At 72.8% G+C, this 21,249-nt stretch carries 17 protein-coding genes; 11 read left to right on the top strand and 6 right to left on the bottom strand.

Annotated elements, in window-relative coordinates:
• Nucleotides 1-936 (bottom strand): SDR family NAD(P)-dependent oxidoreductase, encoded by a 936-nt coding sequence (locus ABZU74_RS15205; RefSeq protein WP_355423298.1) that lies wholly within the window; start codon nt 934-936, stop codon nt 1-3.
• A 154-nt stretch (nt 937-1,090) separates the two neighbouring features.
• Here ABZU74_RS15205 and ABZU74_RS15210 point away from each other — a divergent pair, with 154 nt between their 5' ends.
• Complete coding sequence (locus ABZU74_RS15210) at nt 1,091-2,428, top strand: low temperature requirement protein A (protein ID WP_355423301.1); 1,338 nt, start codon at nt 1,091-1,093, stop codon at nt 2,426-2,428.
• Between the two features lie 121 nt (nt 2,429-2,549).
• Nucleotides 2,550-3,032 (top strand): hemerythrin domain-containing protein, encoded by a 483-nt coding sequence (locus ABZU74_RS15215; RefSeq protein ID WP_355423304.1) that lies wholly within the window; start codon nt 2,550-2,552, stop codon nt 3,030-3,032.
• On the opposite strand, the gene ABZU74_RS15220 is transcribed toward ABZU74_RS15215, so the two are convergent.
• On the bottom strand, nt 3,029-3,424 hold the full coding sequence (locus tag ABZU74_RS15220) for a MerR family transcriptional regulator (RefSeq protein ID WP_355423307.1): 396 nt from the start codon (nt 3,422-3,424) through the stop codon (nt 3,029-3,031). The genes ABZU74_RS15215 and ABZU74_RS15220 overlap by 4 nt on opposite strands.
• Before the next feature lie 56 nt (nt 3,425-3,480).
• Between ABZU74_RS15220 and ABZU74_RS15225 the strand changes: the two genes are divergently transcribed.
• Nucleotides 3,481-4,479: an aldo/keto reductase gene (locus ABZU74_RS15225; protein ID WP_355423310.1), complete on the top strand. Its 999-nt coding sequence runs from the start codon at nt 3,481-3,483 to the stop codon at nt 4,477-4,479.
• 30 nt (nt 4,480-4,509) lie between these two features.
• Here the strand turns inward: ABZU74_RS15225 and ABZU74_RS15230 are convergent, their stop codons facing one another.
• Nucleotides 4,510-5,361 (bottom strand): NAD(P)H-binding protein, encoded by an 852-nt coding sequence (locus ABZU74_RS15230; protein WP_355423313.1) that lies wholly within the window; start codon nt 5,359-5,361, stop codon nt 4,510-4,512.
• 321 nt (nt 5,362-5,682) lie between these two features.
• On the opposite strand from ABZU74_RS15230, the gene ABZU74_RS15235 reads away from it, so the two are divergent.
• Together ABZU74_RS15235 and ABZU74_RS15240 are read left to right on the top strand one after the other, a co-directional pair.
• A complete protein-coding gene (locus ABZU74_RS15235; protein ID WP_355423315.1) occupies nt 5,683-6,579 on the top strand; it encodes a TIGR01777 family oxidoreductase in 897 nt (298 codons plus the stop codon).
• A gap of 76 nt (nt 6,580-6,655) precedes the next feature.
• On the top strand, nt 6,656-7,570 hold the full coding sequence (locus ABZU74_RS15240) for an LLM class flavin-dependent oxidoreductase (protein ID WP_355423317.1): 915 nt from the start codon (nt 6,656-6,658) through the stop codon (nt 7,568-7,570).
• Between the two features lie 77 nt (nt 7,571-7,647).
• Here the strand turns inward: ABZU74_RS15240 and ABZU74_RS15245 are convergent, their stop codons facing one another.
• Nucleotides 7,648-8,883 (bottom strand): PHB depolymerase family esterase, encoded by a 1,236-nt coding sequence (locus ABZU74_RS15245; protein ID WP_355423320.1) that lies wholly within the window; start codon nt 8,881-8,883, stop codon nt 7,648-7,650.
• Between the two features lie 218 nt (nt 8,884-9,101).
• Between ABZU74_RS15245 and ABZU74_RS15250 the strand changes: the two genes are divergently transcribed.
• The 4 genes from ABZU74_RS15250 to ABZU74_RS15265 all read left to right on the top strand — a co-directional run bounded on the left by ABZU74_RS15250 (nt 9,102) and on the right by ABZU74_RS15265 (nt 13,532).
• Complete coding sequence (locus ABZU74_RS15250; RefSeq protein WP_355423323.1) at nt 9,102-10,934, top strand: DUF2079 domain-containing protein; 1,833 nt, start codon at nt 9,102-9,104, stop codon at nt 10,932-10,934.
• Between the two features lie 108 nt (nt 10,935-11,042).
• The gene (locus ABZU74_RS15255; protein WP_355423326.1) at nt 11,043-12,317 is read left to right on the top strand and encodes a hypothetical protein; all 1,275 of its coding nucleotides are present in this window, start codon (nt 11,043-11,045) and stop codon (nt 12,315-12,317) included.
• Between the two features lie 131 nt (nt 12,318-12,448).
• The gene (lipB, locus tag ABZU74_RS15260) at nt 12,449-13,090 is read left to right on the top strand and encodes a lipoyl(octanoyl) transferase LipB (RefSeq protein WP_354977334.1); all 642 of its coding nucleotides are present in this window, start codon (nt 12,449-12,451) and stop codon (nt 13,088-13,090) included.
• A gap of 49 nt (nt 13,091-13,139) precedes the next feature.
• Entirely contained in the window at nt 13,140-13,532 is a 393-nt protein-coding gene (locus ABZU74_RS15265; RefSeq protein ID WP_355423329.1) for a VOC family protein, read from the top strand.
• 49 nt (nt 13,533-13,581) lie between these two features.
• On the opposite strand, the gene aspS is transcribed toward ABZU74_RS15265, so the two are convergent.
• On the bottom strand, nt 13,582-14,868 hold the full coding sequence (aspS, locus tag ABZU74_RS15270) for an aspartate--tRNA(Asn) ligase (protein WP_355423332.1): 1,287 nt from the start codon (nt 14,866-14,868) through the stop codon (nt 13,582-13,584).
• 451 nt (nt 14,869-15,319) lie between these two features.
• Here aspS and lipA point away from each other — a divergent pair, with 451 nt between their 5' ends.
• Both lipA and ABZU74_RS15280 read left to right on the top strand, forming a co-directional pair.
• Nucleotides 15,320-16,315, top strand: coding sequence for a lipoyl synthase (lipA, locus tag ABZU74_RS15275; protein ID WP_355423335.1), 996 nt, complete (start codon nt 15,320-15,322; stop codon nt 16,313-16,315).
• A 53-nt stretch (nt 16,316-16,368) separates the two neighbouring features.
• Nucleotides 16,369-18,072, top strand: coding sequence for a hypothetical protein (locus ABZU74_RS15280; RefSeq protein ID WP_355423338.1), 1,704 nt, complete (start codon nt 16,369-16,371; stop codon nt 18,070-18,072).
• Between the two features lie 132 nt (nt 18,073-18,204).
• On the opposite strand, the gene ABZU74_RS15285 is transcribed toward ABZU74_RS15280, so the two are convergent.
• Nucleotides 18,205-21,102, bottom strand: a complete 2,898-nt coding sequence (locus ABZU74_RS15285) for an AAA family ATPase (protein ID WP_355423341.1) — start codon at nt 21,100-21,102, stop codon at nt 18,205-18,207.
• Between the last annotated feature and the right edge of the window lie 147 nt (nt 21,103-21,249).

Consider the following 21,249-nt stretch of genomic DNA (forward strand, 5'->3'; position numbering starts at 1 on the left):
TCAGCCCTTGAGCAGCGCGGTCGAGACCTCCCAGAGCCGCTCGGCGGCCTCCGGGTCCAACGCGTAGTCGGCGACGCCCGTCCGCCCGCCGGGCTGGGCGGGGGCGGCCTGCTGACAATCCTCGAAGTAGCGCCCGCCCACACCGTCGAGCAGCGGCGAGGCGGCGACCAGCACCGAGGTGGCCGCGCCCTGCTCGACGGTCTTCCAGGCCGCCGCGTTACCAGCGCGCATCCGATTCAGCTCCTCCTCGCTCACGTAGCGCTGGAGGTTGGTCTGGATCGCGCCGGGCATGAGCGAGTTGGTGAAAATGCCGTCGTCAGCCCAGCGCCGGGTCGCCTCCACGGCGAACAGCACGTTGGCCGTCTTGGACTGCCCGTACGCCTGCCACGGCTCGTACTCGCGTCTGTCGTACTGGATGTCCTCGAAGACCACAGGTGAGCGCAGGTGGGCGGCGGAGCTGACCGCGGCGATCCTGGCCCCGTCGGCTGCCGCGAGTGCCGGGCGCAGCCCGGTGGCGAGTGCGAAGTGCCCCAGGTGGTTGGTGGCGAACTGCATCTCCCAGCCCTGTGGGGTGCGGGACAGGGGGGCGGCCATGATGCCGGCGTTGTTGACCAGGATGTGCAGCGGGCCGTCCCAGTTGGCCACGAAGTCGGCGACCGAACCCTGGTCGGCGAGGTCGAGCGGGGCGACCACGACGCGGTCGTTGCCGGTGGTGCCGGTGATGTCGTTCGCGGCCTGCTGGCCCGCGTCCGGGTTGCGGACGGCAAGGGTGACCTCCGCGCCGGCGCTGGCCAGGGCGCGGGCGGTCTCCACACCGATCCCGGAGGACCCTCCGGTGACGATCGCCCGGCGTCCGACGAGGTCCACGCCCCGGATCACGTCCATGGCGGTGGAGTGATGGGCGAACGAAGTGGTGATCGGGTTGTTGGTCGTCATTGTCCATCCTTGTCCGGGGTGGGGCGGACCGGCCGGCCCGCTGCGGGAGGCCGTGCCCCCGGTGCTTCCCCGACCGGGGCCGGAGGTAACGCCGGGCTCCGTCGCCATCGCCGTTCGGGCCTCCGACCGGTCCCGACGCTGCCAGAGTGGGATGGTGGGCGGCTACCGGCGCGGTGGACAGCTGGGACCGGCCGTCCCGATCGCCCCCGGTGCCCGGGTGGACAAGTTCGAGGTCTTCTTCGATCTGGTCTTCGTCTTCTCGTTCTTCATCATCACCCGGGCCACCGCCGCGAACATCTCCGGCCGGCAACTGCTGCACGCCACCCTGGTGCTTGCCGTGCTCTGGTGGATCTGGGTCGTGCACAGCCTGGTCGCCACCCGGGTCCGGCTCGGCGAGGGCTACGTCCCGGTGCTGATGGTGATCGCGATGGTCGCCCTGTTCGCGTTCGCGCTGGCACTGCCGCAGGCGTTCAGTGACCCGAAGGGGAGCGCAGCCGGCCCGATGCTGGTGGCCATCAGCTACGTCGTGGTCCGGGCCGTACACATGATCCTCTATCAGCACGTGGTGCGGGACAGCCCGCAGGAACGGCGGCAACTGCGGCGGTTCGCACCGGAGCTGGCGGTGAGCATCGTGCTGCTGCTGGCCGCCGCGCTCATCCCGCCGCAGATCACCGAGCCCGACCGGGCCGCCATGGTCCGCGACGGGCTGTGGATCACCGTGGTGGTGGTGCAGTACGCCACCGGCTTCATCGTCGGGACCTGGGGCTGGGGGGTGACCAGCGCCGAACACTGGACCGAGCGTTACGACCTCATCCTGATCATCGCGCTGGGCGAGTCGGTCATCTCCACCGGGGTGGGTGGCAACCTGCTCGGCAAGCCGGTCACCTGGCCGGCGGTGGCTGCCGCCGCGCTCGGCATCGTGGTCACCGCCGCCCTCTGGTGGGCGCACTTCGACTTCATCGGGCCGGCCGCCCGGATCGCCCTGCACGCGGCGGAGGGCGCCCCCCGGGTGGCGATGGCCCGCGACGCGTACGCGTATCTCTACCTGCCGATGATCGCCGGGGTGATCCTCTTCTCGATCGGCAACGAGGAGGTCCTACACAAGATCACCGACCCGACCGGCGGGATCGCCGAGAAGGTCGAGGGGCCGGCGGTGCCGATGCTCTTCGGTGGGCTGATCTGCTATTTCGCCGTCAACCTGCTCTTCCAGTTACGCACCCTGCACACCGTCACGTGGACCCGCGTCGGCGTCATCGTGGCGCTCACGGCGGCCCTCCCGATCGGCCAGCACCTGCCAGCGCTGGGCGCGCTCACCCTGGCGACCGTGATCTGTGTGGCGCTGGTGGCCGTGGAGGTGATGGTCATGTCGCAGTCCCGGCACGCGTTGCGGTCCGCCGTCTTTCAGGAGCGGACCAGCCACGAAGCCCACGAGGCCGCCTGGCGTGCGCGCTGGCACGACGTCGGGCAGACCGACGAGCCGACCACGCCGTGACTCCGGCCTTCCCGGGTTTCGGGGCGTGACCGTCCGGCCCTAGACTTCGGTGCAGCGTCGCAGTGCACCCGGCCCGAAGGCCGCCGTGGGCATGGAGGCGCGGGGACAGCATGGGACCAACGTGCACCCAACCGGTTCACCGGCCGGCCGGCTCGCCGCCGTCGGCAATCAGATGATCGAGATCCACCTCTGGCTCAGCGCGGAACTGGCCCGACTACAGGCAAGCCTCGACACCCCGTCCCGGGATCTGCGGGCACACTGCCTGACCTTCTGTGCCGCGCTCGGACGACACCACACAGGCGAGGACGTGGGCGCGTTCCAACTGCTGGCCGAGGAGGCCCCCGAACTGCGCCCGGTCATCGCGAACCTGATCACCGATCACGAGGTGGTGGCGGGGATCCTGGAACGGGTCGAGGCGTTGCTGGGCGGCGACGCGGCGGTGCCGGTCGCCCAGGTGCGCGCCGAGTTGGCCGGGTTGGCCGCCCTCCTGGAGTCGCACTTCCGCTACGAGGAGAAGCGGCTGGTCACCGCACTGAACGCGCTGACCGGCCGACCCGGGACGACCGAGGACCTGCTCGGCCTGACCGCGCCCGGGCCCCTCTAGGTGCCGTGCCCGGCCTCCAGGCCCGGGTCGGCAGCGGGCAGCCGCTCGTAGAAGCGGATCTTCTCCCGGAGGTGGTCGTACTGGCGTTGGAGCAGGCGCATCTGTTCCTCCACCCGCGCCGCGTGGTGGCCCAGCAGCTCACGCCGCTCGTCGACGGTGTGCTCGCCCTCGCGGGCCAGTTGTGCGTAGCGGCGCATCTGCGCGATCGGCATCCCGGTGTCGCGCAGGCAGCGGAACAACACCAGCCAGCCAAGGTCGTCGTCGGTGAAGACCCGCTGCCCGCCCGGCGTCCGATCCACGTCCGCGAGCAGGCCGATCTTCTCGTAGTACCGCAGGGTGTCCAGGCTGAAGCCGCTGCGGCGGGCGGCCTCCGAGGGGGCGTAACCGCTCATGTCGCGAGATGGTAGTGCTTGACCTGGAGCGCGCTCCAGGTTGGAGTCTGGTGACCATGACGACGACACGGACGCTGGGACGCAGCGGCATCACGGTGAGCGCGATCGGAATGGGGTGCTGGGCCATCGGCGGTCCGCTCTGGGGTGACGACGGGCAGCCGTTCGGCTGGGGTGAGGTGGACGACGACGAGTCGATCCGCACCATCCACCGGGCGCTCGATCTCGGGGTGACCCTGTTCGACACCGCCAGCAACTACGGCGCCGGGCACAGCGAGCGGATCCTCGGAAAGGCCCTGGCCGGGCGGCGGGACAGCGTGGTGATCGCCACCAAGTTCGGCAACGTCAGCGAGGAGAGCACCCGGCGGGCGCTCGGCACCGACACCAGCCCGGCCTTCGCGGTGCGCAGCCTGGAAGACTCGCTCCGCCGGCTCGGCACCGACCACGTCGACCTCTACCAACTGCACATCAACGCACTGCCGGTGCCCGCCGCGCTCGACCTGGTCGACACCCTGGAAGCCCTGGTCGACGAGGGCAAGATCCGGGCGTACGGGTGGAGCACCGACGACCCGGCCTCGGCGGAGGCGTTCGCGGCCGCCGGCCCGCACTGCGCCGCGATCCAGCACGACGAGTCGGTGCTGCGCGACAACCCGGCGGTGCTGGCGGTCTGCGACACACACGACCTGGCCAGCCTCAACCGGGGGCCGTTGGCGATGGGGCTGCTCACCGGGTCGACCCGGGCGGTCGGGGCGGACGATGTGCGCGGACGGGCACCGGAGTGGCTGGAGTGGTTCACCGACGGCCGGCCGACGCCACGCTGGGCGGCAAGGGTCGACCAGGTCCGCGAGGCGCTCACCGCCGACGGGCGCACCCTGGCCCAGGGCGCGCTCGGCTGGCTGTTGGCGCGCAGCCCCCGTACCGTGCCGATCCCCGGCCTGCGCACTGTGGCCCAGGCCGACGAGAACCTGGCCACCCTGGAGCTGGGCCCGCTCAGTGCCGAGTCGTACGCCGAGGTGGAGCGACTGCTCGCCGACCTGCGCCCGGCCCCCGCGGCCTGACCACCGGGCCGGTCCAACCCCCGGGTGCCGTCACCGGAAGTCGTCCGCGTGCTCGGCGGCCCACTGCCGGAACGTACGCCCGGGGCGGCCGGTCACCTGCTCGACGTCCGGGGCGACCCAGGCGTTGCCGTCGAGGTACCGGCCCATCTCCAGGAACCACTCGATGACCTCGGCGGGATAGGTGTCCTTCCAGTACTCCCGGGCCTGCTCCGGGGTGAGTTCGTCGAACCGCACCGGACGGCCGATCGCCTCGCCGATCATCTGGACCGCGTCCCGGCGGCGGACCGGCTCCGGCCCGGTCGGCTGGTACACCCGGCCGGCGTGACCGTCCTCGGTGAGCGCCGCCATGATGACCGCGGCGATGTCCGCCTCGTGGACCAGGGCGCTGGTCCAGTCACCGAAGGGCGCCCGCACCACCCCCTCGGCCCGGATGGCGTGCGCCCAGTCCCGGGTGTTCGCCATGAACTCGCCGGGAAACACGTGCGTCCACTCCAGACCCGAGGTCTCGACTGCCCGGTGCAGCGGCCGGTGCGGTGCTTCGAGCGGGTCGTCGTCGGCCCGGCTCGGATCGTTGTGTCCGAGGTGGGTGACCCGACGGACGCCGGCCTTCCGGGCCAGTTCCAGGATCTCCGGACCGGTGGTCAGTGGTCCGTACCCATCCATTGCCACCAGGTGCATGCTCGTCACGCCGCGCAGCGCCGGCGCCAGCGTGTGGGGCCTGGCGAAGTCGCCCGCCACCACCTCCACCCCGTTGGGCAGCGCGGCGGCCGCCGGCGACGCGGGGTCGCGGGTCAGTGCGCGTACGTCGTGGCCGGCGGCCACCAGTTGCCGGACCAGGCTGCCTCCGACGGTTCCGGTCGCTCCGCTCACCAGGATCGGCATGGTTCCTCCTCAGGGATCGCCCGGCGGTGGGCACTGTGAGCCGACCCCGCCATTCCGGGGGCGCTCTCGGTTGGCTCATGGTCAGTCAGATCGATGCGGGAAGCAATCGCGAACAGCGCATTCACGTTCGCTCTGACCTGCGGAAACGCGCCAGCCACCGAAAGCAGGCGGTAGCCTTTTTCGGCACCCGGGAGGCCCGTTGACCTGCGTTCTCCGCGCCGCACGGCGGCTCCCGCGGATTTCTTCGCCGGTCCGTCCCACAGCCGGTGACGTCGGCCGCCCCGCGCATCCGTCGGCGGCGTTCTGGACGAAGATGGGGGTATGCGGATCCTTCTGGCCGGCGCGTCCGGCTTCCTCGGCACCCGGCTGGCCGACCGGCTCGCGGCGGACGGGCACCAGATCACCCGGCTGGTCCGTCGGGCGCCGGGCGGGCCGCAGGAACGACGGTGGGACCCGGCCGCCGGCCAGCTCGACCCGGCCGTGGTCGCCGAGGCCGACGCCGTGATCAACCTGGCCGGCGCGGGCGTCGGCGACAAGCGCTGGAACGACGACTACCGGCGGTTGATCCGCACCAGCCGGGTGGACAGCACCACCACGCTGGCGACCACCGCCGCCGGGCTCCCCGCCGCGGACCGACCCCGGGTGCTGCTCAACTCATCGGCCGTCGGCTGGTACGGCAACACTGGCGACCGGGCGGTCGAGGAGGACGCGCCGGCCGGCGAGGGCTTCCTGGCCGACGTCTGCCGGGTGTGGGAGGCCGCGACCCGGCCGGCCGAGGACGCCGGGGTACGCGTAATCAGGCTGCGTACCGGTTTGCCGTTGCACCGCGAGGGCGGGCTGCTCAAGCCGCAACTGCTGCCGTTCAAGCTGGGCATCGCCGGCCGGTTGGGCAGCGGCCGGCAGTGGCTGCCGTGGATCTCGATGGCCGACTGGCTGGACGCGACCCGCTTCCTGCTCGACCACGAGGTCGCCGGCCCGGTGAACGTGGTGGGGCCGAACCCGGTCACCAACGCCGAGTTCACCCGCGAACTGGCCCGGCAACTGCACCGGCCGGCAATCATCCCGATCCCCGCGCTGGCGCTCAAGGTGGTCCTCGGCGGCTTCGCCCACGAGGCCCTCACCAGCACCCGGGTCCTCCCCGGAGTCCTGGCCCGAGCCGCCTACCGCTACCAGCACCCCACCCTCCCCCAAGCCCTCCAAGCAGCCCTGACCCCCTGACGCCGATGGTTCGGCCCTCGGCAGAATCGGCGGTCAACAGGTCGTCGGTAAGCCGGCGTGGGCCGATGCTGGACCAATGGCGACCTTCTCCCTCCAGGCCACCCCGACCGATGCGGCGAGCTGGGCCGAGCTGGCCCGTCGGGCCGAGACGGCCGGCTTCGACGCCCTGCTCGCCGCGGACCACCCCGGCGACGTGACGTCACCGTTCGTTGCGCTGGCCGCCGCCGCCCCGGTCACCTCGACGATCGGGCTCGGCTCGTACGTGTCGAACCTCGGCGTACGGGAACCGATGCTGCTCGCGGCCGACGTGGCCACCCTCGATCTGATCTCCGGTGGACGGGCCCGGCTCGGTGTCGGTGCCGGTCACACCCCGGCGGAGTGGCGCGCGGTGGGCCGGGAACGCCCCGACGTGGCCGGTCGGGTCCGCCGTTGCGTGGCCGTCGCCGAGGCGGTCCGCGCCCTGCTCGACGGCGCCTCGGTCACTGTCGACACGGCCGAGCTGACGATGCGCGAGGCGGTGCTGCGTGATCCCCGGCCGGTGCAGGAGCGGATCCCGCTGACGATGGGGACGGCGAACTCGACGCTGCTGCGTTGGGCCGGCGCGCACGCCGACGTGGTCGGGCTGACCGGGTTCGGACGTACCCTCGCCGACGGCCACCAGCATGAGGCGCGCTGGCGGGCCGACCAGATCGAGGCGCAGCTGGCCTGCGTGGCCGCCGGCGCAGCCGGCCGGGCCGACCAGCCGGCGCTGGAGGCGCTGGTGCAGACGGTGGTGGTCACCGACGACGCGGAGGCTGCCGCCGCGGAACAGGCCCGGCGCAACGGCATGACCGTCGCCGAACTGCTGGCCACTCCGTTCGTGCTGATCGGCACGGTGGACGAGATCATCATGGCGGTCGCCGAGCATGAACGGCGCTGGGGGGTGACCCGGTTCGTGGTCCGCAGCGACGCGCTGGATCCGCTCGCGCCGGTCCTGGCCCGGCTGACCTGATCCCACGCTGACGCCCCTGTTGATCAAGAGGTTTGCGTCAGATTCGCGAACCTCTTGATCAACAGGGGCGGGGGGACTCAGCAGCCGATTACCCAGTAGTTGGGGGCGGTTTGCTTGAGGGCGCTGGTGTAGAAGGTGTTGTAGAGGCCCATGCGCTGGTTGGAGCCGTTGGCGTAGGCGTAGCCGCCGGACTGGTAGGCCCGACCGGCCGTCACGTGCGCGTAGTTGCTGGCCGTCACGCAGGTCGGCGGCGTGGTGGGGGTGGCCGTCGGGGTCGGCGTGGGAGTGGCGGTGGGCGTGGGGGTGGCCGTCGGGGTCGGGGTCGGGTTGGTTCCGCCGCCGTTCAGACCGAAGAAGAGCGCGTCACGGTACGTCGAGCAGATGGTGTCCAGGAAGTACGCGCCAGCGGTGCCGCACTGCTCGGCCGCCGAGCCGGGGTCGACGGGGGTGCCGTGGCCCATCCCGGAGATCCGGTAGAGGCGTACGTCGTCGTTGCCGTACACCTCCAGGCTGGTGTTGCCGGGCAGCGACGAGGTGCTGGTCGGGGTCTGCGACACGCCCCGCACGTTGGTCCACTGGTCGCGGGACTCGGTGCCGTTGAGCGGGGTGACGGTGGTGTCCGAGGTGCCGTGCCAGATCGCCACCCGGGGGCGCGGGCCGGTGTAGCCGGAGTACGCGCCACGGACCAGGTCACCCCAGGCGGCCGGGGTCTTGTCCGCGCCCGGGTTCATGCAGCTGAACGCGTTGACCATGCTGGTGGCGCAGCGGTACGGGATCCCCGCGATGATCGATCCGGCGGCGAAGACGTCCGGGTAGGTGGCCAGCATGACCGCGCTCATCGCCCCGCCCGCGGAGAGCCCGCTGACGTAGACCCGCGAGCCGTTCACGCCGAAGTTCGTCTTGGCGTGGTCGACCATCTGCTTGATCGACAGCGCCTCGCCCTGGCCCCGGGTGGTGTCCCCCGCCTCGAAGAAGTTGAAGCAGGAGTTGGCGTTGTTGCCACTGGGCTGCTGGGCGACGATCAGGGCGAACTTCCACTGGTCGGCGTACTTCTGCCAGCCGGAGTTGGCGAAGTAGCCGGAGGCGTTCTGGGTGCAACCGTGCAGCAGGACGACGGCCGGGGAGTTGGCCGGTAGGCCGTCCGGCCGGTAGGCGTACATGGCGAGGTTGCCGGGGTTGGAGCCGAACCCGGTGACCTGGGTCAGGGTGGCGGCCTGGGCGGGTGCGGCGATGGCGACCGCGCCCGCGACGGCGAGGGCAAGCCCGGCGACCGCACCGAGCAGCCGGGTGAGGGTGGACGAGGAGCGGCGCACGGCGGCCTCCTGGAGGGGCGGACTGTGAACTGGGTCACTGTCGAGTTGCCGAGACGTTACGACGACGTGTCGCCGCTATGACATGGGGCACGCTCACACATTCACCACGGACGCTGTGTACCCCAGACCGTCGACGTGGCGGGCGTAATCCGTCCCCAACGGTCCCCTCCTTGCAGGTCTGACCGGCCCGTCCAGGTCCGGTTGGTAACGTCCGCTGCGTGCCGTCCTCCCCGTCGCTGGCCACCGGGCCCGCACCCGCGTCATCGCCGCGCACCGTCCGGGACCGCCGGGCCGACCTGATCGTCGTGCTGGTGGCGCTCGCGCTCGCCGTCTGGGTGACAAGTGGGCTGTGGCGGGACCCGAACACCCGGACGATCACAGTGAACTCCAGCGACCAGGCGCTCTTCGAGTGGCTGCTGGCCTTCGGCGGGCACGCGGTCACCCACGGGGACAACCCGCTCTTCACCTACCTGATCAACGTCCCGGACGGCGTGAACCTCGCGGTCAACACCTCGATCACGGTGTACGCGGTGGTCTTCGCCCCGCTCACGTACCTGATCGGGCCACCGGCGACGTTCCTGGTGATCCTCACCCTGAACCTGCTCGCCACCGCGCTGGTCTGGTACTGGCTGCTCTCCCGGCACCTGGTGCGCAGCCGGCTGGCCGCCGGGATCGGCGCGCTGTTCATCGCCTACTCCCCCGGCATGGTGTCGCACGCCAACGCGCACCTGAACTGGACCGCCGGCTGGCTGGTGCCGCTGCTTATCTGGCGGCTGTTCGCGCTGCGCCGCCCGGGGCACTGGCTGCGCGACGGGGTGATCCTCGGTGTGCTGGTCGCGGTGGCCTTCTCGATCGCCGCCGAGGGGCTCTTCTTCACCGCTCTGGCGCTGGGGGTGTTCGTCGCCATCTGGGCGCTGCACCCGGCCAACCGGGTGGAGGCACGCGCGGCGCTGCCCACCTTCCTGCGCGGGCTCGGAGTGACCGCCGTGGTCGCCGGCGTGCTGCTGTCGTACCCCTTGTGGTTGCACTTCGCCGGGCCACAACGGTTCCACGGCACCGGCTTCGACCCGGTGATCCACTCCGAGGACATCGCGGCGTTCGCCGCCTTCCCGCGCCGCTCGCTGGCCGGCGAGGCCGGGTTGGGCACCTCGCTGGCACCGAACCCGACCGAGGAGAACTCGTTCTTCGGCATCCCGCTGCTGGTGCTCACAGTTGTCTGTTTCGTCGCGCTCTGGCGGCGGGCCGACCCGCACCGCCGCGCCACCCTCTGGGCGCTGGGCGCCCTCGCGCTGATCTTCACGGTGCTCTCCTTCGGGCCGGTCGCCAAGGTCGACGGCCGACGCACCGACGTCCCCATGCCGTTCGACCTGGTCGGACAATTTCCGGTGGTGAACGCCGCGCTTCCGGCCCGGCTGGCGCTTGTCGTCGCGCCCGTGATCGGGCTGTTGCTGGCGTACGTCGTCAACCAGTTACGCGCCGCGCCACCCCGACACCGCACCACGGAGGTGGCCTGGCTGCTGGGCTTCGCGGTGGCCCTGGTGCCGCTGCTGCCCACCCCGCTGCTGACCGACGAACGGGAGCCGATCCCGCGGTTCATCACCTCCGGCACGTGGCGGGACTACGTCTCACCCGACGGGGTGCTGACCCCGGTGCCGCTGACCGTGGACATCTACCCGGACGGCCAACGGTGGCAGGCGTACGCGTTGTCGCACCGGCAGGGCGAGTTCGAGATCCCGGGCGGCTTCTTCCTCGGCCCCGGCGGGCCGGACGGGCGGGGCCGGATCGGCCCGGTGCCGCGCACGCTGAGCGCCTTGATGGACCAGGCCGGCCGTACCGGGCTGGTCCCCATCATCACCGACGGGTCGATCCGGGAGGTCCGGTCCGACCTGCGGCACTGGCGCATCGAGACGGTGGTGCTCGCCGACCAGGTGCACGGCGCGAAGTTCGAGGTTGACGAGGAGGCCCTGCGGCGTACCGCCACCGCCCTGTTCGGCGAGCCGCAACGGGTCGACGACGTCTGGCTCTGGCGCATCCCGCAGGCCGACCAGTAGGCCACTGCACATCGACAGCCACGGCACGTGGCCAGCCGGGGAACATCGGTAGGCACGGCGCGACCGACCGGGGCGCCGCGATCGACCTTCGTGGCTTCTAATGGGGCGATGAGAACCACGGGCAGTCGAGTGCGGCGTGGGGCTGCGGTCGGTGTCGCGCTTGCGCTTGTGGCACTCAGCGCGCCGGCCAGCACGGCCGCGGCCGCTATCAGCACGGCCGGGACGAGCACGGCCGCTGACGGCACCGGCGGCGCGGTGCCGACCCGGGTGCACCAACCGTGGCTGTGGCAGGCCACCGTCGAGCAGCGCCCGACCGGCCCGGCCGCGCTGGTCTTCTTCACCAGCCGCACCCGCTTTCTCGAGTCGACAGGGGTGCTGATCGGCCGGGACGGCGGTTACCGACTGATCCCGCTGCACGTCGCCGAGGACCACGGGCTGCTCTCCCCGGACGGGCGGCACTACCTCCGGCCCTCCGGAGAGTTGCTGGCCCTCACCACCGGCGAGCAGCGCCGTGTGACAGACACCGGCATGCGGCCGTTGGCCTGGTCGCCGGACGGGCAGCGGGTCTTGAGCACCCGCAGCAACGACGACGGTGTGATCAGTTACGGGCCGGACAATCAGCAGCTCAACGACCCGGAAAAGCCCGACGACCTGTTCGTCCTCGACCCGTACCGGGGCACCGAGCAGGTGGTCGCGGCCGGCACCTTCGCCGCGCACGCCGCTGCGGCCTGGTCACCCGGCGGCGACCTGGTGGCTGTCGCCGGCTCACCGGACGTGGCAGCGATGCTCGCCGAACGACAACGGCTGGTGGTCGTCGACCCGACGAACGGCAGTCCTCGCTGGCAGGTCGAGCTGGGCGATCGGCGGATGCTGGCCGGGCCGGCCGCCTGGCAGCCGGACGGCCGGCGGATCGCGTTGCTCGCCTTCGACGGCTGCGCCGGCCTTGGCTGCACGGTCGACCAGACGGCGGCACGCACCTGGCGGATCGAGTTCCTGGACGCCGCCACCGGTCGGGCCGTGGGCCAACCACTGCCGGTCTCCGCGTCGACCACGCAGATCGTCGGTTGGCGCGGGAGCGACCCGGTGGTGAAGCAGGCGATCGAGGCGGACGACGACGAAGACCGGCAGGCCGTCCTCGCCGCGTTGTCGCCCGGCGGCGGCCGGGAGGTCCTGGTGACTGGACCGCCCGGGTCGACCGACCTGGCGGTGCCGGGCGAACTGCTGGCTCGGGCCGCGTTCGGTGGGCCGGATCGGCGGCCGTCGCCGTTCGCCGCCCCGCTCTGGTTCTATCTCGCGCTGGCCGTGCCGACGCTGCTCGCCGTCGCCCTCGCCGTCCGCCGCCTGCGTCGCCGTGGCGTTGCGAGCGGCGCGGCTGCGGCATGACGTCGAACGGCCGGGCCGGGCGGACGCGGTCACCCAACGGTCCGCAGCCCCACAGCGGCAGCGGTGGTGATCTTCCCCGGTGAGGCGGCTCACCAGGGAAGATCGCCCATGGCGGGACTAGGCTGGATGCCGTGACAACGACGACCCCCGGCCTGACGGCCGTCCGTGCCGGCCTGCTCGACTACCAGGCCGCCTGGGACGAGCAGCGGCGCCTGCACGAGTCGGTGGTGGCTGGCGAGCGCGGCGACACCGTGCTCCTGTTGGAGCATCCGAGCGTCTACACCGCGGGCAAGCGCACCGAACCGTGGGACCGGCCCATGGACGGCACTCCCGTCGTCGACGTGGACCGGGGCGGCAAGATCACCTGGCATGGGCCGGGGCAGCTCGTCGGTTACCCGATCCTGCGCCTGCCCGACCCGGTGGACGTGGTCGCCTACGTGCGCCGAACCGAAGAGCTGCTCATCGACGTGTGCGCCGAGTTCGGGCTGACCGCCGGTCGGGTCGAGGGGCGCAGCGGGGTCTGGGTGCCCGAGGACGACCGAGGGCCGGCCCGCAAGGTGGCGGCCATCGGCATCCGGGTGGCCCGCGGCGTCACCCTGCACGGCTTCTCGATCAACTGCGACTGCGACCTGACGTACTTCGACCGGATCGTGCCGTGCGGCATCCGGGACGCGGGCGTCACCTCGCTCACCGCCGAGCTGGGCCGCCCGATCAGCGTCGCCGACGTGCTGCCGGTGGTCGAGCGCCGGCTGTCGACCCTCGTCACGGTCTGAGGCGGGGCCGCGCGTCCGGAATGACCGACGGTCGGCCTACCCTCGGTCGGTGCAGATCGATCTCGTCACCGTCGTCGTCGCCGAGTACGACCCGGCCATCGCCTTCTTCACCGACGTACTCGGCTTCGAGCTGGCCGAGGACTCCCCGTCGCTGACCAACGACGGGCGGCCGAAACGCTGGGTGGTGGTCCGTCCGCCGGGCGGCGGCACCGGGTTGCTGCTGGCTCGCGCTGACGGCCAGCGACAGGAGGCGGCGGTGGGCGACCAGACCCACGGCCGGGTCGGGTTCTTCCTCCAGGTCGACGACTTCGACGCCACCTACCGCCGGATGGTCGAGAAGCACGTCGAGTTCGTCAAGCCGCCGCGCACCGAACCGTACGGCCTGGTCGCCGTCTTTCGGGACATCGCCGGCAATCTCTGGGACCTGCTCGGCCCCGCCTGAGCCCCCGCCGGCCCGCTCCACCGATCGAGTGGGCCGGCAGGGCGCCCCCCTACGGAGTCAGGCGGTGCAGGTCGCGCGGGAACGCGGTGACCTCCCGGATGTTGGCCGCGCCGACCAGCCGGGCCACGAACCGTTCCAGGCCGATGGCGAAGCCACCGTGCGGTGGCATGCCGTGCCGGAACGCGTCCAGGTAGCCGGCGTACGGCTCGACCGGCTCCCCCCGGGCCGCCAACGCCGCCAGGTAGTCGGCGTGCCGGTGCAGCCGCTGCCCGCCGGTGACCAGCTCCAGACCACGAAAGAGCAGGTCAAAACCGTTCGAGTACGCGGGCAGCGCCGGGTCCGGGTGGGTGTAGAAGGGCCGCTTCGCCATCGGGTAGCCGGTGACGAAGAGGAAGTCCGACCCGTGTTCGCGCACTGCCCACTCGCCCAGTGCCCGCTCGTGGGCGGGCGCTAGGTCCGGCTCGTCGGCGGGCGCACCGGCGATCATCAGCGCCTCGGTGAAGTGCACCGCCGGGATCTGCGCCGGCACCTGCGGCGGCGTGACGCCGAGCGTCGCCAGGGCGGCGCCGGCCCGCCCGCTGACCGCGTCCAGCATCCCGGCCACTGTGTCGCGCAGCACCCGCATCACGTCGGAGTGGTCGGCGATGAAGCCCAGCTCCGCGTCGAGCGACGTGTACTGGGCGAGGTGCCGGACGGTGTCGTGCGGCTCGGCCCGGAAGACCGGCCCCACCTCGTAGACGCGTTCGAAGACGCCGACCATCAGCTGCTTGTAGAACTGCGGTGACTGGGCCAGGTACGCGGGCCGGCCGAACCAGTCCAGCGCGAACACGTTCGCCCCACTCTCGGTGCTGGAGCTGACCACCTTCGGTGTGTGGATCTCCACGAAGTCGTGGGCGTCGAGTGCGGCCCGGAAGCCGGCCACCGCCGCCGCCGAGATCCGCAGCGCGGCCGACCGGGTGGGGTGCCGCAGCGCGGTGGGCGCGTTGTCCAGCTGGGTGGGCAGGCTCGCGGTGAGCGCCGGCCGGTACAGGTCGAACGGTGGCGGCGCGGCGGGCGGCCCGAGTGGACGTACCGTCGGGTCGGTCAGCTCGACCCCGGCGGGCGCTGTGTCGTTCGCGGTCGCCGTCGCGGTGACCTCGACGACCGTCTCCTCGGTGAGTTTCTCCAGCTCGGCGCGGACGGCCGGGTCGGTGACGACCACCTGGGCCAGGCCGGTGGCGTCCCGCACGATCAGGAAGGCCACCGACTTGAGCAGTCGGCGGCGGTGCACCCAGCCGGCGATCCGCACTGTCGTGCCGATCCTGGCGGGCAGGTGCTGGGACAGGGTTCGTTGCATGGCGGACTGCTCCTCGGTCGATCGCCACGCCGTCGCCGCCCTGGGGTGGCGAAGCGTCGCATCAGCCCCAGGGAGGTGTGGGCGAGCGGGAACCTCGCGGTGCCACCACACCTTCACCCCCGCCGAAGCGGGGGCCTCTTTCGTCGCCTGATGACCGGGGCCAGCCGGGCGGGCTCTACTGGGCGCGGGTGACCGCGGCCGTTCTTCCCGCAGCTCAGGAGGGTCTTCGCGCCCCGGTGCCAGACCGCCTCTCAGCACCGGCGGCTCTCTGCACTGGCGGGTCGGGGGCTACTCGGCTCCGTCGTCGCTGTTGGCGGTGACCGTAGCACCCGAATCCCGCTCGTGTGACGCACATTTTCGACACCCCGGTGTCCGGCGTCACAACGTTTGGGGCGTGACGCCGGTCGCCTGACGCACATAGACACCTGCCGTCCGGCGTAGGCTCATTTTCGTGACGATCGAGCACTCCGCGCCGACGACCGGCCAGGCAGCGCGCACCGCAACGGCGGCCCCCGAGGGGCGGCGTCTGCTGCGGATCGAGGCGCGCAACGCCGAGACGCCGATCGAGCGCAAACCGCCATGGATCAAGGTCAAGGCCAAGATGGGCCCGGAGTACACCCAGCTGCGCGGGCTCGTCTCGCGCGAAGGGCTGCACACCGTCTGCCAGGAGGCCGGCTGCCCCAACATCTACGAGTGTTGGGAGGACCGGGAGGCCACCTTCCTCATCGGCGGTGACCAGTGCACCCGGCGCTGCGACTTCTGCCAGATCGACACCGGCAAGCCGGCCGAGTTCGACGCCGACGAGCCGCGCCGGGTCGCCGAGTCGGTCGTCTCGATGGGGCTGCGCTACGCCACCATCACCGGTGTCGCCCGTGACGACCTGCCCGACGGCGGTGCCTGGCTGTACGCCGAGACCGTCCGACAGATCCACGCCCTGCAGCCCGGCTGCGGCGTCGAGCTGCTGATTCCCGATTTCAACGCCGTTCCCGAGCAGTTGGCCGAGGTCTTCGGTTCCCGCCCGGAGGTGCTGGCCCACAACGTGGAGACCGTGCCGCGCATCTTCAAGCGCATCCGGCCGGCGTTCCGCTACGACCGCTCGCTGGACGTGATCCGGCAGGCCCGCGCCGACGGTCTGGTCACCAAGAGCAACCTCATCCTCGGCATGGGCGAGGAGCGGGCCGAGGTCTCGCAGGCGCTGCGCGACCTGCACGACGCCGGCTGCGAGCTGATCACCATCACGCAGTACCTGCGCCCCTCGCCCCGGCACCACCCGGTGACCCGCTGGGTCAAGCCGGAGGAGTTCGTGGAGCTGCGCGAGGAGGCCGAGGAGATTGGCTTCGCCGGGGTGATGAGCGGGCCGCTTGTGCGTTCGTCGTACCGGGCCGGTCGGCTCTACCAGCAGGCCATCGACGCCCGCGCCGCCGCCTCGGTCGCCACCGTCAGCTGACTCCGCCGGCAGCGCCGCCCGGCCGTTCGGCGTCCGAGTGTCATGATCCTGTGATGACCGTCGGCGTACGCGAGCAGCCGCGCGGCGCGGGCTCGCCTCGCCCGCGACCCGGCGCACGTCCCGGCCTGGTCGGTTGGCTCGCCGGGTTGGCAGTGCTCGCCGGGGTGGGTTACCGGCTCTGGCTGCTGGTGCAGGCCGCGCCGTCGACGAACAGCGACGAGGCCACCATGGGGCTGGCCGCGCTGCACATCGCCCGGGGCGAGGACTTCCCGGTCTGGTTCTACGGCCAGCAGTACATGGGCACGCTGGAGGCGTACCTTGCCGCGCCGGTGTTCGCCCTGGCCGGTGGGCCGTCGCTGCTCGGTCTGCGGCTGCCCACGCTGGCGCTGTACGCGCTGTTCCTGCTGCTGGCCTGGCGGTTGACGCTGCGGCTGACCGGGGACCGGTGGTTCGGGCTGCTGATGGTGGCGCTGCTGGCCCTCGGCTCCGACCGGATCGTCAAGAACCAGCTGATCGCCGGCGGCGGCTACCCCGAGATGAACGCGGCAGGGGCGGCGTTGGCCCTGCTCGCCGTGGACTTGGCCACCGGTCGGCCGGGGCGGCGAACGGCCGACGCCGCGCGATCCCACGGGCTGACGAACGGCACCGGGCGCCCCGGCTGGCGGTTGGCGGGCTGGGTGACGTGGGGGTTCCTGGCCGGGCTGATGCTCTGGGTCGACCCGCTCGTGCTGCCGTACGTCGCGGCGACCGGCGCCGTGCTCGTCGGGTTCTGCCGCCGGGAGCTGCGGGGTGCCGCCGGAGCGCTGCTCGGGGCGGCGGCGGTGCTGGGGGCGGCCCCGCTGCTGCTGCACAGCCTGCTGACCGGGCGCAACCCGCTGCACGCAGTGCTCGCGGCCAGCGGCGCGAACGCCAGCGCGGGCTGGCCGGACCGGCTGCACGGCGGCCTGGTCCTCGGCCCCGCGCTGGGGATGGGCTTCTGCGCCCCCGGGCAGTGCGCCACCTGGCAACTGTGGTGGGCGCTCGCCCTGCCGGTGCTGCTGGCCATCGCCGCCGCCACCGCCTGGCGGGCCCTGCGCACCCCCGACCCGGCCGCTGTGGCCCCCGGCGCGGCGTCGCCTCGGGTGGCGGCGGCGGTCCGGCTGGCGCTGGTGCTGGCCACGGTGGCCACCCTCGGCGCGTACACAGTGAGCAGCTCCGCCGGGCTCACCCCGGTGGAGAGTTCCCGCTATCTGTCCTGCCTGCTCATCTCCCTGCCGGCGCTGCTCTGGCCGGTGTGGACGGTGGCCCGGCGCGGGCTGCGTCCGGAGGCGACCGGCCGGCACGGCGTCGGGTCGACCCTGGCCCGGTCGGTCGCTGTGGTGGTGCTCGCCGCCACGCTGGGCACCGCCGCCCACGCCACCTGGCGGGCAACGCAGACCGTCCCGGCCACCCGGGCCGCCGAGGCCCGACACACCGAGTTGGTGAGCACCCTGCGTCAGCTCGGCGTACGACACGTGCGGGCCGGCTACTGGACCTGCAACCGGCTTACCTTCGCCAGCGCGGAGCAGGTGGTCTGCGCCGTCGTCGACGACACCCTGCGCCCCGGGTTCGACCGTTACCCCGTGTACCGCCGGGAGGTGGACAGCGCGGCGGCACCGGCGTGGGTCGCGCCGGCCGGGTCGCCCCTCGCGGAGGTGCTCGACGAGCGGCAGCGAGTCACGCCGGGCAGTCTCGACCTGGTCACCGTCGAGGGTTGGCGCATCTACCTGCCGCGCTGATCTTGGCGGTACGCGTCAGCGCGGCAGCCTCGATGCGCGGCGCGGCGGTTCCGGTGCGCGCGTCAGCGCGGCAGCCTCGATGCGCGGCGGTCCCGATGCGCGCGTCAGCGCGGCGACCTCGGTGCGCGCGCGTCAGCTCGGCGCGGTGGTCTCGGTGAGCAGGCCGAGGCGGTGGGCCAGCGCGGCGGCCTCCACCCGGTTGGTCACGCCCAGCTTCGCGATGATCCGGGAGACGTGCACGCTTGCCGTCTTCGGCGAGATGAACAACCGCTCGGCGATCCGGCTGTTGCTGTGCCCCTCCGCTACCAACCGCAGCACCTCCCGCTCCCGGGCAGTCAGCAGATCCGCGCCGGCCTTACCTCCGGGCGCACCACGCAGGCCGACCCGCCGCGCCAGGGTGGCGGCCGCCTCGACCAGCGGCGCGGCACCCAGTCGCCTGCCGATCTCGGTGGCCTCGGTGACCGCCGCCGCCGTCTCGTCGCGTTCCCCGGCTGCCGCGGTCGTCTCGGCCAACGCCAGCAGCGCCCGGCCCAGCGGGTAGGGCTGCCCGTCGGCCCGCCACGCGTCGACCGCCGCACGCCACGCCGGCAGCGCCTGGTCGCCGACCGCGAGCAGCGCGGTGACCTGGGCGGCGTGCGCACGGGCCGCCGGGTGCCGCGCCGGCAGGTCGGCGGCGAGCGCCGCCACGGTGGCGGCCAACTCCCGGTCACCCACGCGGGCCGCGGTACGCGCGGCGGCGCTGAGCACCGGCCAACCCTCCCGGGGCAGTTGCGGCAGGCTTCCGTCGGCCACCGCGACGCGGGCCGCCCGTACCGCCTCGACCTTGTCGTCCGCGGCCAGCGCCGCCTCGATCGCCAGCTCGTGCAGGGGCAGTCTGTGGTTCGGCCACAGGTACGGCCGGTTGAGGAAGGTGAGCGCCCGGTCCACCAGCTCGTCGGCGCCCGGATGGGCGCGGGCCAGCCGCAGCCCGGCGCCCAGCTGGAGCCAGTGCAGTCCGGTGACGCCGGACAGGTCGATCCGGGCGGCCTCCGCGCAGACCGCCTCGGCCTCGTCCCACCGACCCAGCGCGATGAGCGCCTCGGCCCGGTTGGAGAGCAGGTACGCCCCGGTGGAGCGGCTGATCCCCACCCGTCGCGCCTCGGCCACACCAGCCTCGGCGGCCTGCGCGGACTCGGCGTAGCGGCCCAACTCGCAGAGCATGTCCGACTCGAACACCAGGGCGAGCACCAGAGTCGGCGCGTCCCCCGCCGCACGGGCAGCGGCGGCGGCCTGGCCCAACTCGGCCAACCCGCCGGTCAGGTCCCGCTCACCGTGACAGAGCAGCGCGATCCGCGTCGACAGCAGGGCCACGTGTTCGCCGAGCGCCTCGGCGTCAGTGGCGGCCTCGGCTGCCACCCGGGCCGCCTTCTGCGGGTCGATCTTGACCAGGTGGGTGGCGATGTCGGCGAGCAGCCGGACCCGCTCCGCGCCGGGCGGGCCACCGGCAGCCAGCCGGTACGCCTCGTCCAGCTCACGGCTGCCGTCACTCTTGCCGAGCAGGGCCAGCAGTCGACCGCGCTGGTCCAGCAGACGGGCGGCGCGCAGCGGCGCGGCGTCGGCGTCCACCTCGGCCAGCCCGGCCCGGGTCAGGGTGATGGCCCGACTGAAGTCGCCGGCGGTCACCGCGGCGTCCATGGTCTGCTCCAGCAACGCCAGGTGATCCATGCCGAGCAGGTCGGCGGCGTCCGGCACCAGTTCCCACAACTCCAGCGCCCGCTCCAGCAGTCGGCGCTGCTCGGCGTACGCGTACCGGTCGGCGGCCGCGCACGCGGCGGCTCGTGCGGCGACGAGGGCACGCGGGTGGTCGTGCGCGGCGTGCCAGTGGTGGGCGATCTCGGCCGGGGCCCGGCCGGCGGCGACCAGGTGCGGCTGGGCCTCGATGGCGGCGGCGAAGCGGGCGTGCAGCCGGGCGTGTTCACCGGGCAGCAGCTCGTCGTGCACGGCCTCGCGGACCAGCGCGTGTCGGAACTCGTAGTCGCCGTCCGGGTCGGCCACCACCAGCTGGGCGGCGACGGCGGCGCGCAACGCGTCCTCCAGCTCGGCATCGGGCAGCCCGGCGACCTCGGCGAGCAGGTCGTGGGCGAAACGGGTGCCGCCGGCGGCTGCGATCCGCAACACCCGCTGGGCCGGCTCGGGAAGCCGGTCCACCCGGGCCAGCAGCAGGTCACGCAGTGTCTCGGGGAGGGCCGCGCAGCCGATCGGGTCGCCGGCGACGGCCAACTCCTCGATGAAGAAGGGGTTGCCCTGGGTGCGCTCGTGGACATCGTCGACGGCACGGGCGAGCGGCTCGGCGCCGAGCAGGTCGGCGAGGATCGCGGCGGTGCCGTCGCGGTCCAGGCGGCCCAGCTCGACCCGCTCCACCCCACGGGCCCGATCCAGCTCGGCGAGGAACGGGCGCAGCGGATGCCCACGCTGCAACTCGTCGGTGCGGTAGGTGCAGACCAGCAGTAGTCGGCCCGGCCTCGCCGCCCGGACGAGGAAGCCGATGAGGTCGCGGGTGGAGCGGTCGGCCCAGTGCAGGTCCTCGATGATCAGGACCAGCGGGCGGGCATCGGCCAGCCGCTGGAACAGCTCGGCGACCAGGTCGAACAGGTAGCCGCGCGGGGCGTCGCTGAGGGCGACGGCACGCGGGCCGGCCAGCGTCGCGGAGGCGCGGCCCAGCTCCGGCAGGAGGGGGGCGAACTCCGCCTCGTAGCCGGCGAAGACCTCGGGGCCGTCGGCGCGGAGCACCGCGCGCAACGCGGCGGCGAACGGGGCGAACGGCAGACCCGCCTCCCCCAGCTCCAGGCACTGGCCGACGAGCACCCGCGCCGCGCCGTCGGTGGCCCAGCCGGCGAACTCCTCCAACAGCCGGGTCTTACCCACGCCCGCCTCGCCGCCGACCAGCACGGTGGTCGGCTCACCGGCCCGTGCCCGGCCCAGCGCGTCCCGTAGCGCGGCGGTCTCGCGGTGACGCCCGACGAGGACGGAGCTGGCGGCGCGTACGGTCACGTGTTCGAGCATGCCATGGCGGCCCGACCCGCCGGCCCCGCCGATCGGCCGGTGGCCGGGCGGCGGGGTCGGATCGGGTCGAGCGACCAGCCCGGCGGGCGCCGGGGACGTGGGAGATAGGAAGAGCGACGGGGAGGGAAAGAAAAT

The sequence above is a fragment of the Micromonospora sp. NPDC005171 genome (genome assembly GCF_040608575.1).
Classification (GTDB): Bacteria; Actinomycetota; Actinomycetes; order Mycobacteriales; family Micromonosporaceae; genus Micromonospora.

Coding starts and splice junctions, on each gene's coding strand:
- aspS (WP_355423332.1), bottom strand. CDS start 14,868: ATGCAACGAACCCTGTCCCAGCACCTGCCCGCCAGGATCGGCACGACA.
- ABZU74_RS15280 (WP_355423338.1), top strand. CDS start 16,369: ATGACCGTCGGCGTACGCGAGCAGCCGCGCGGCGCGGGCTCGCCTCGC.
- ABZU74_RS15230 (WP_355423313.1), bottom strand. CDS start 5,361: ATGCCGATCCTGGTGAGCGGAGCGACCGGAACCGTCGGAGGCAGCCTG.
- ABZU74_RS15205 (WP_355423298.1), bottom strand. CDS start 936: ATGACGACCAACAACCCGATCACCACTTCGTTCGCCCATCACTCCACC.
- ABZU74_RS15240 (WP_355423317.1), top strand. CDS start 6,656: ATGGCGACCTTCTCCCTCCAGGCCACCCCGACCGATGCGGCGAGCTGG.
- ABZU74_RS15220 (WP_355423307.1), bottom strand. CDS start 3,424: ATGAGCGGTTACGCCCCCTCGGAGGCCGCCCGCCGCAGCGGCTTCAGC.
- ABZU74_RS15255 (WP_355423326.1), top strand. CDS start 11,043: ATGAGAACCACGGGCAGTCGAGTGCGGCGTGGGGCTGCGGTCGGTGTC.
- ABZU74_RS15225 (WP_355423310.1), top strand. CDS start 3,481: ATGACGACGACACGGACGCTGGGACGCAGCGGCATCACGGTGAGCGCG.
- ABZU74_RS15235 (WP_355423315.1), top strand. CDS start 5,683: ATGCGGATCCTTCTGGCCGGCGCGTCCGGCTTCCTCGGCACCCGGCTG.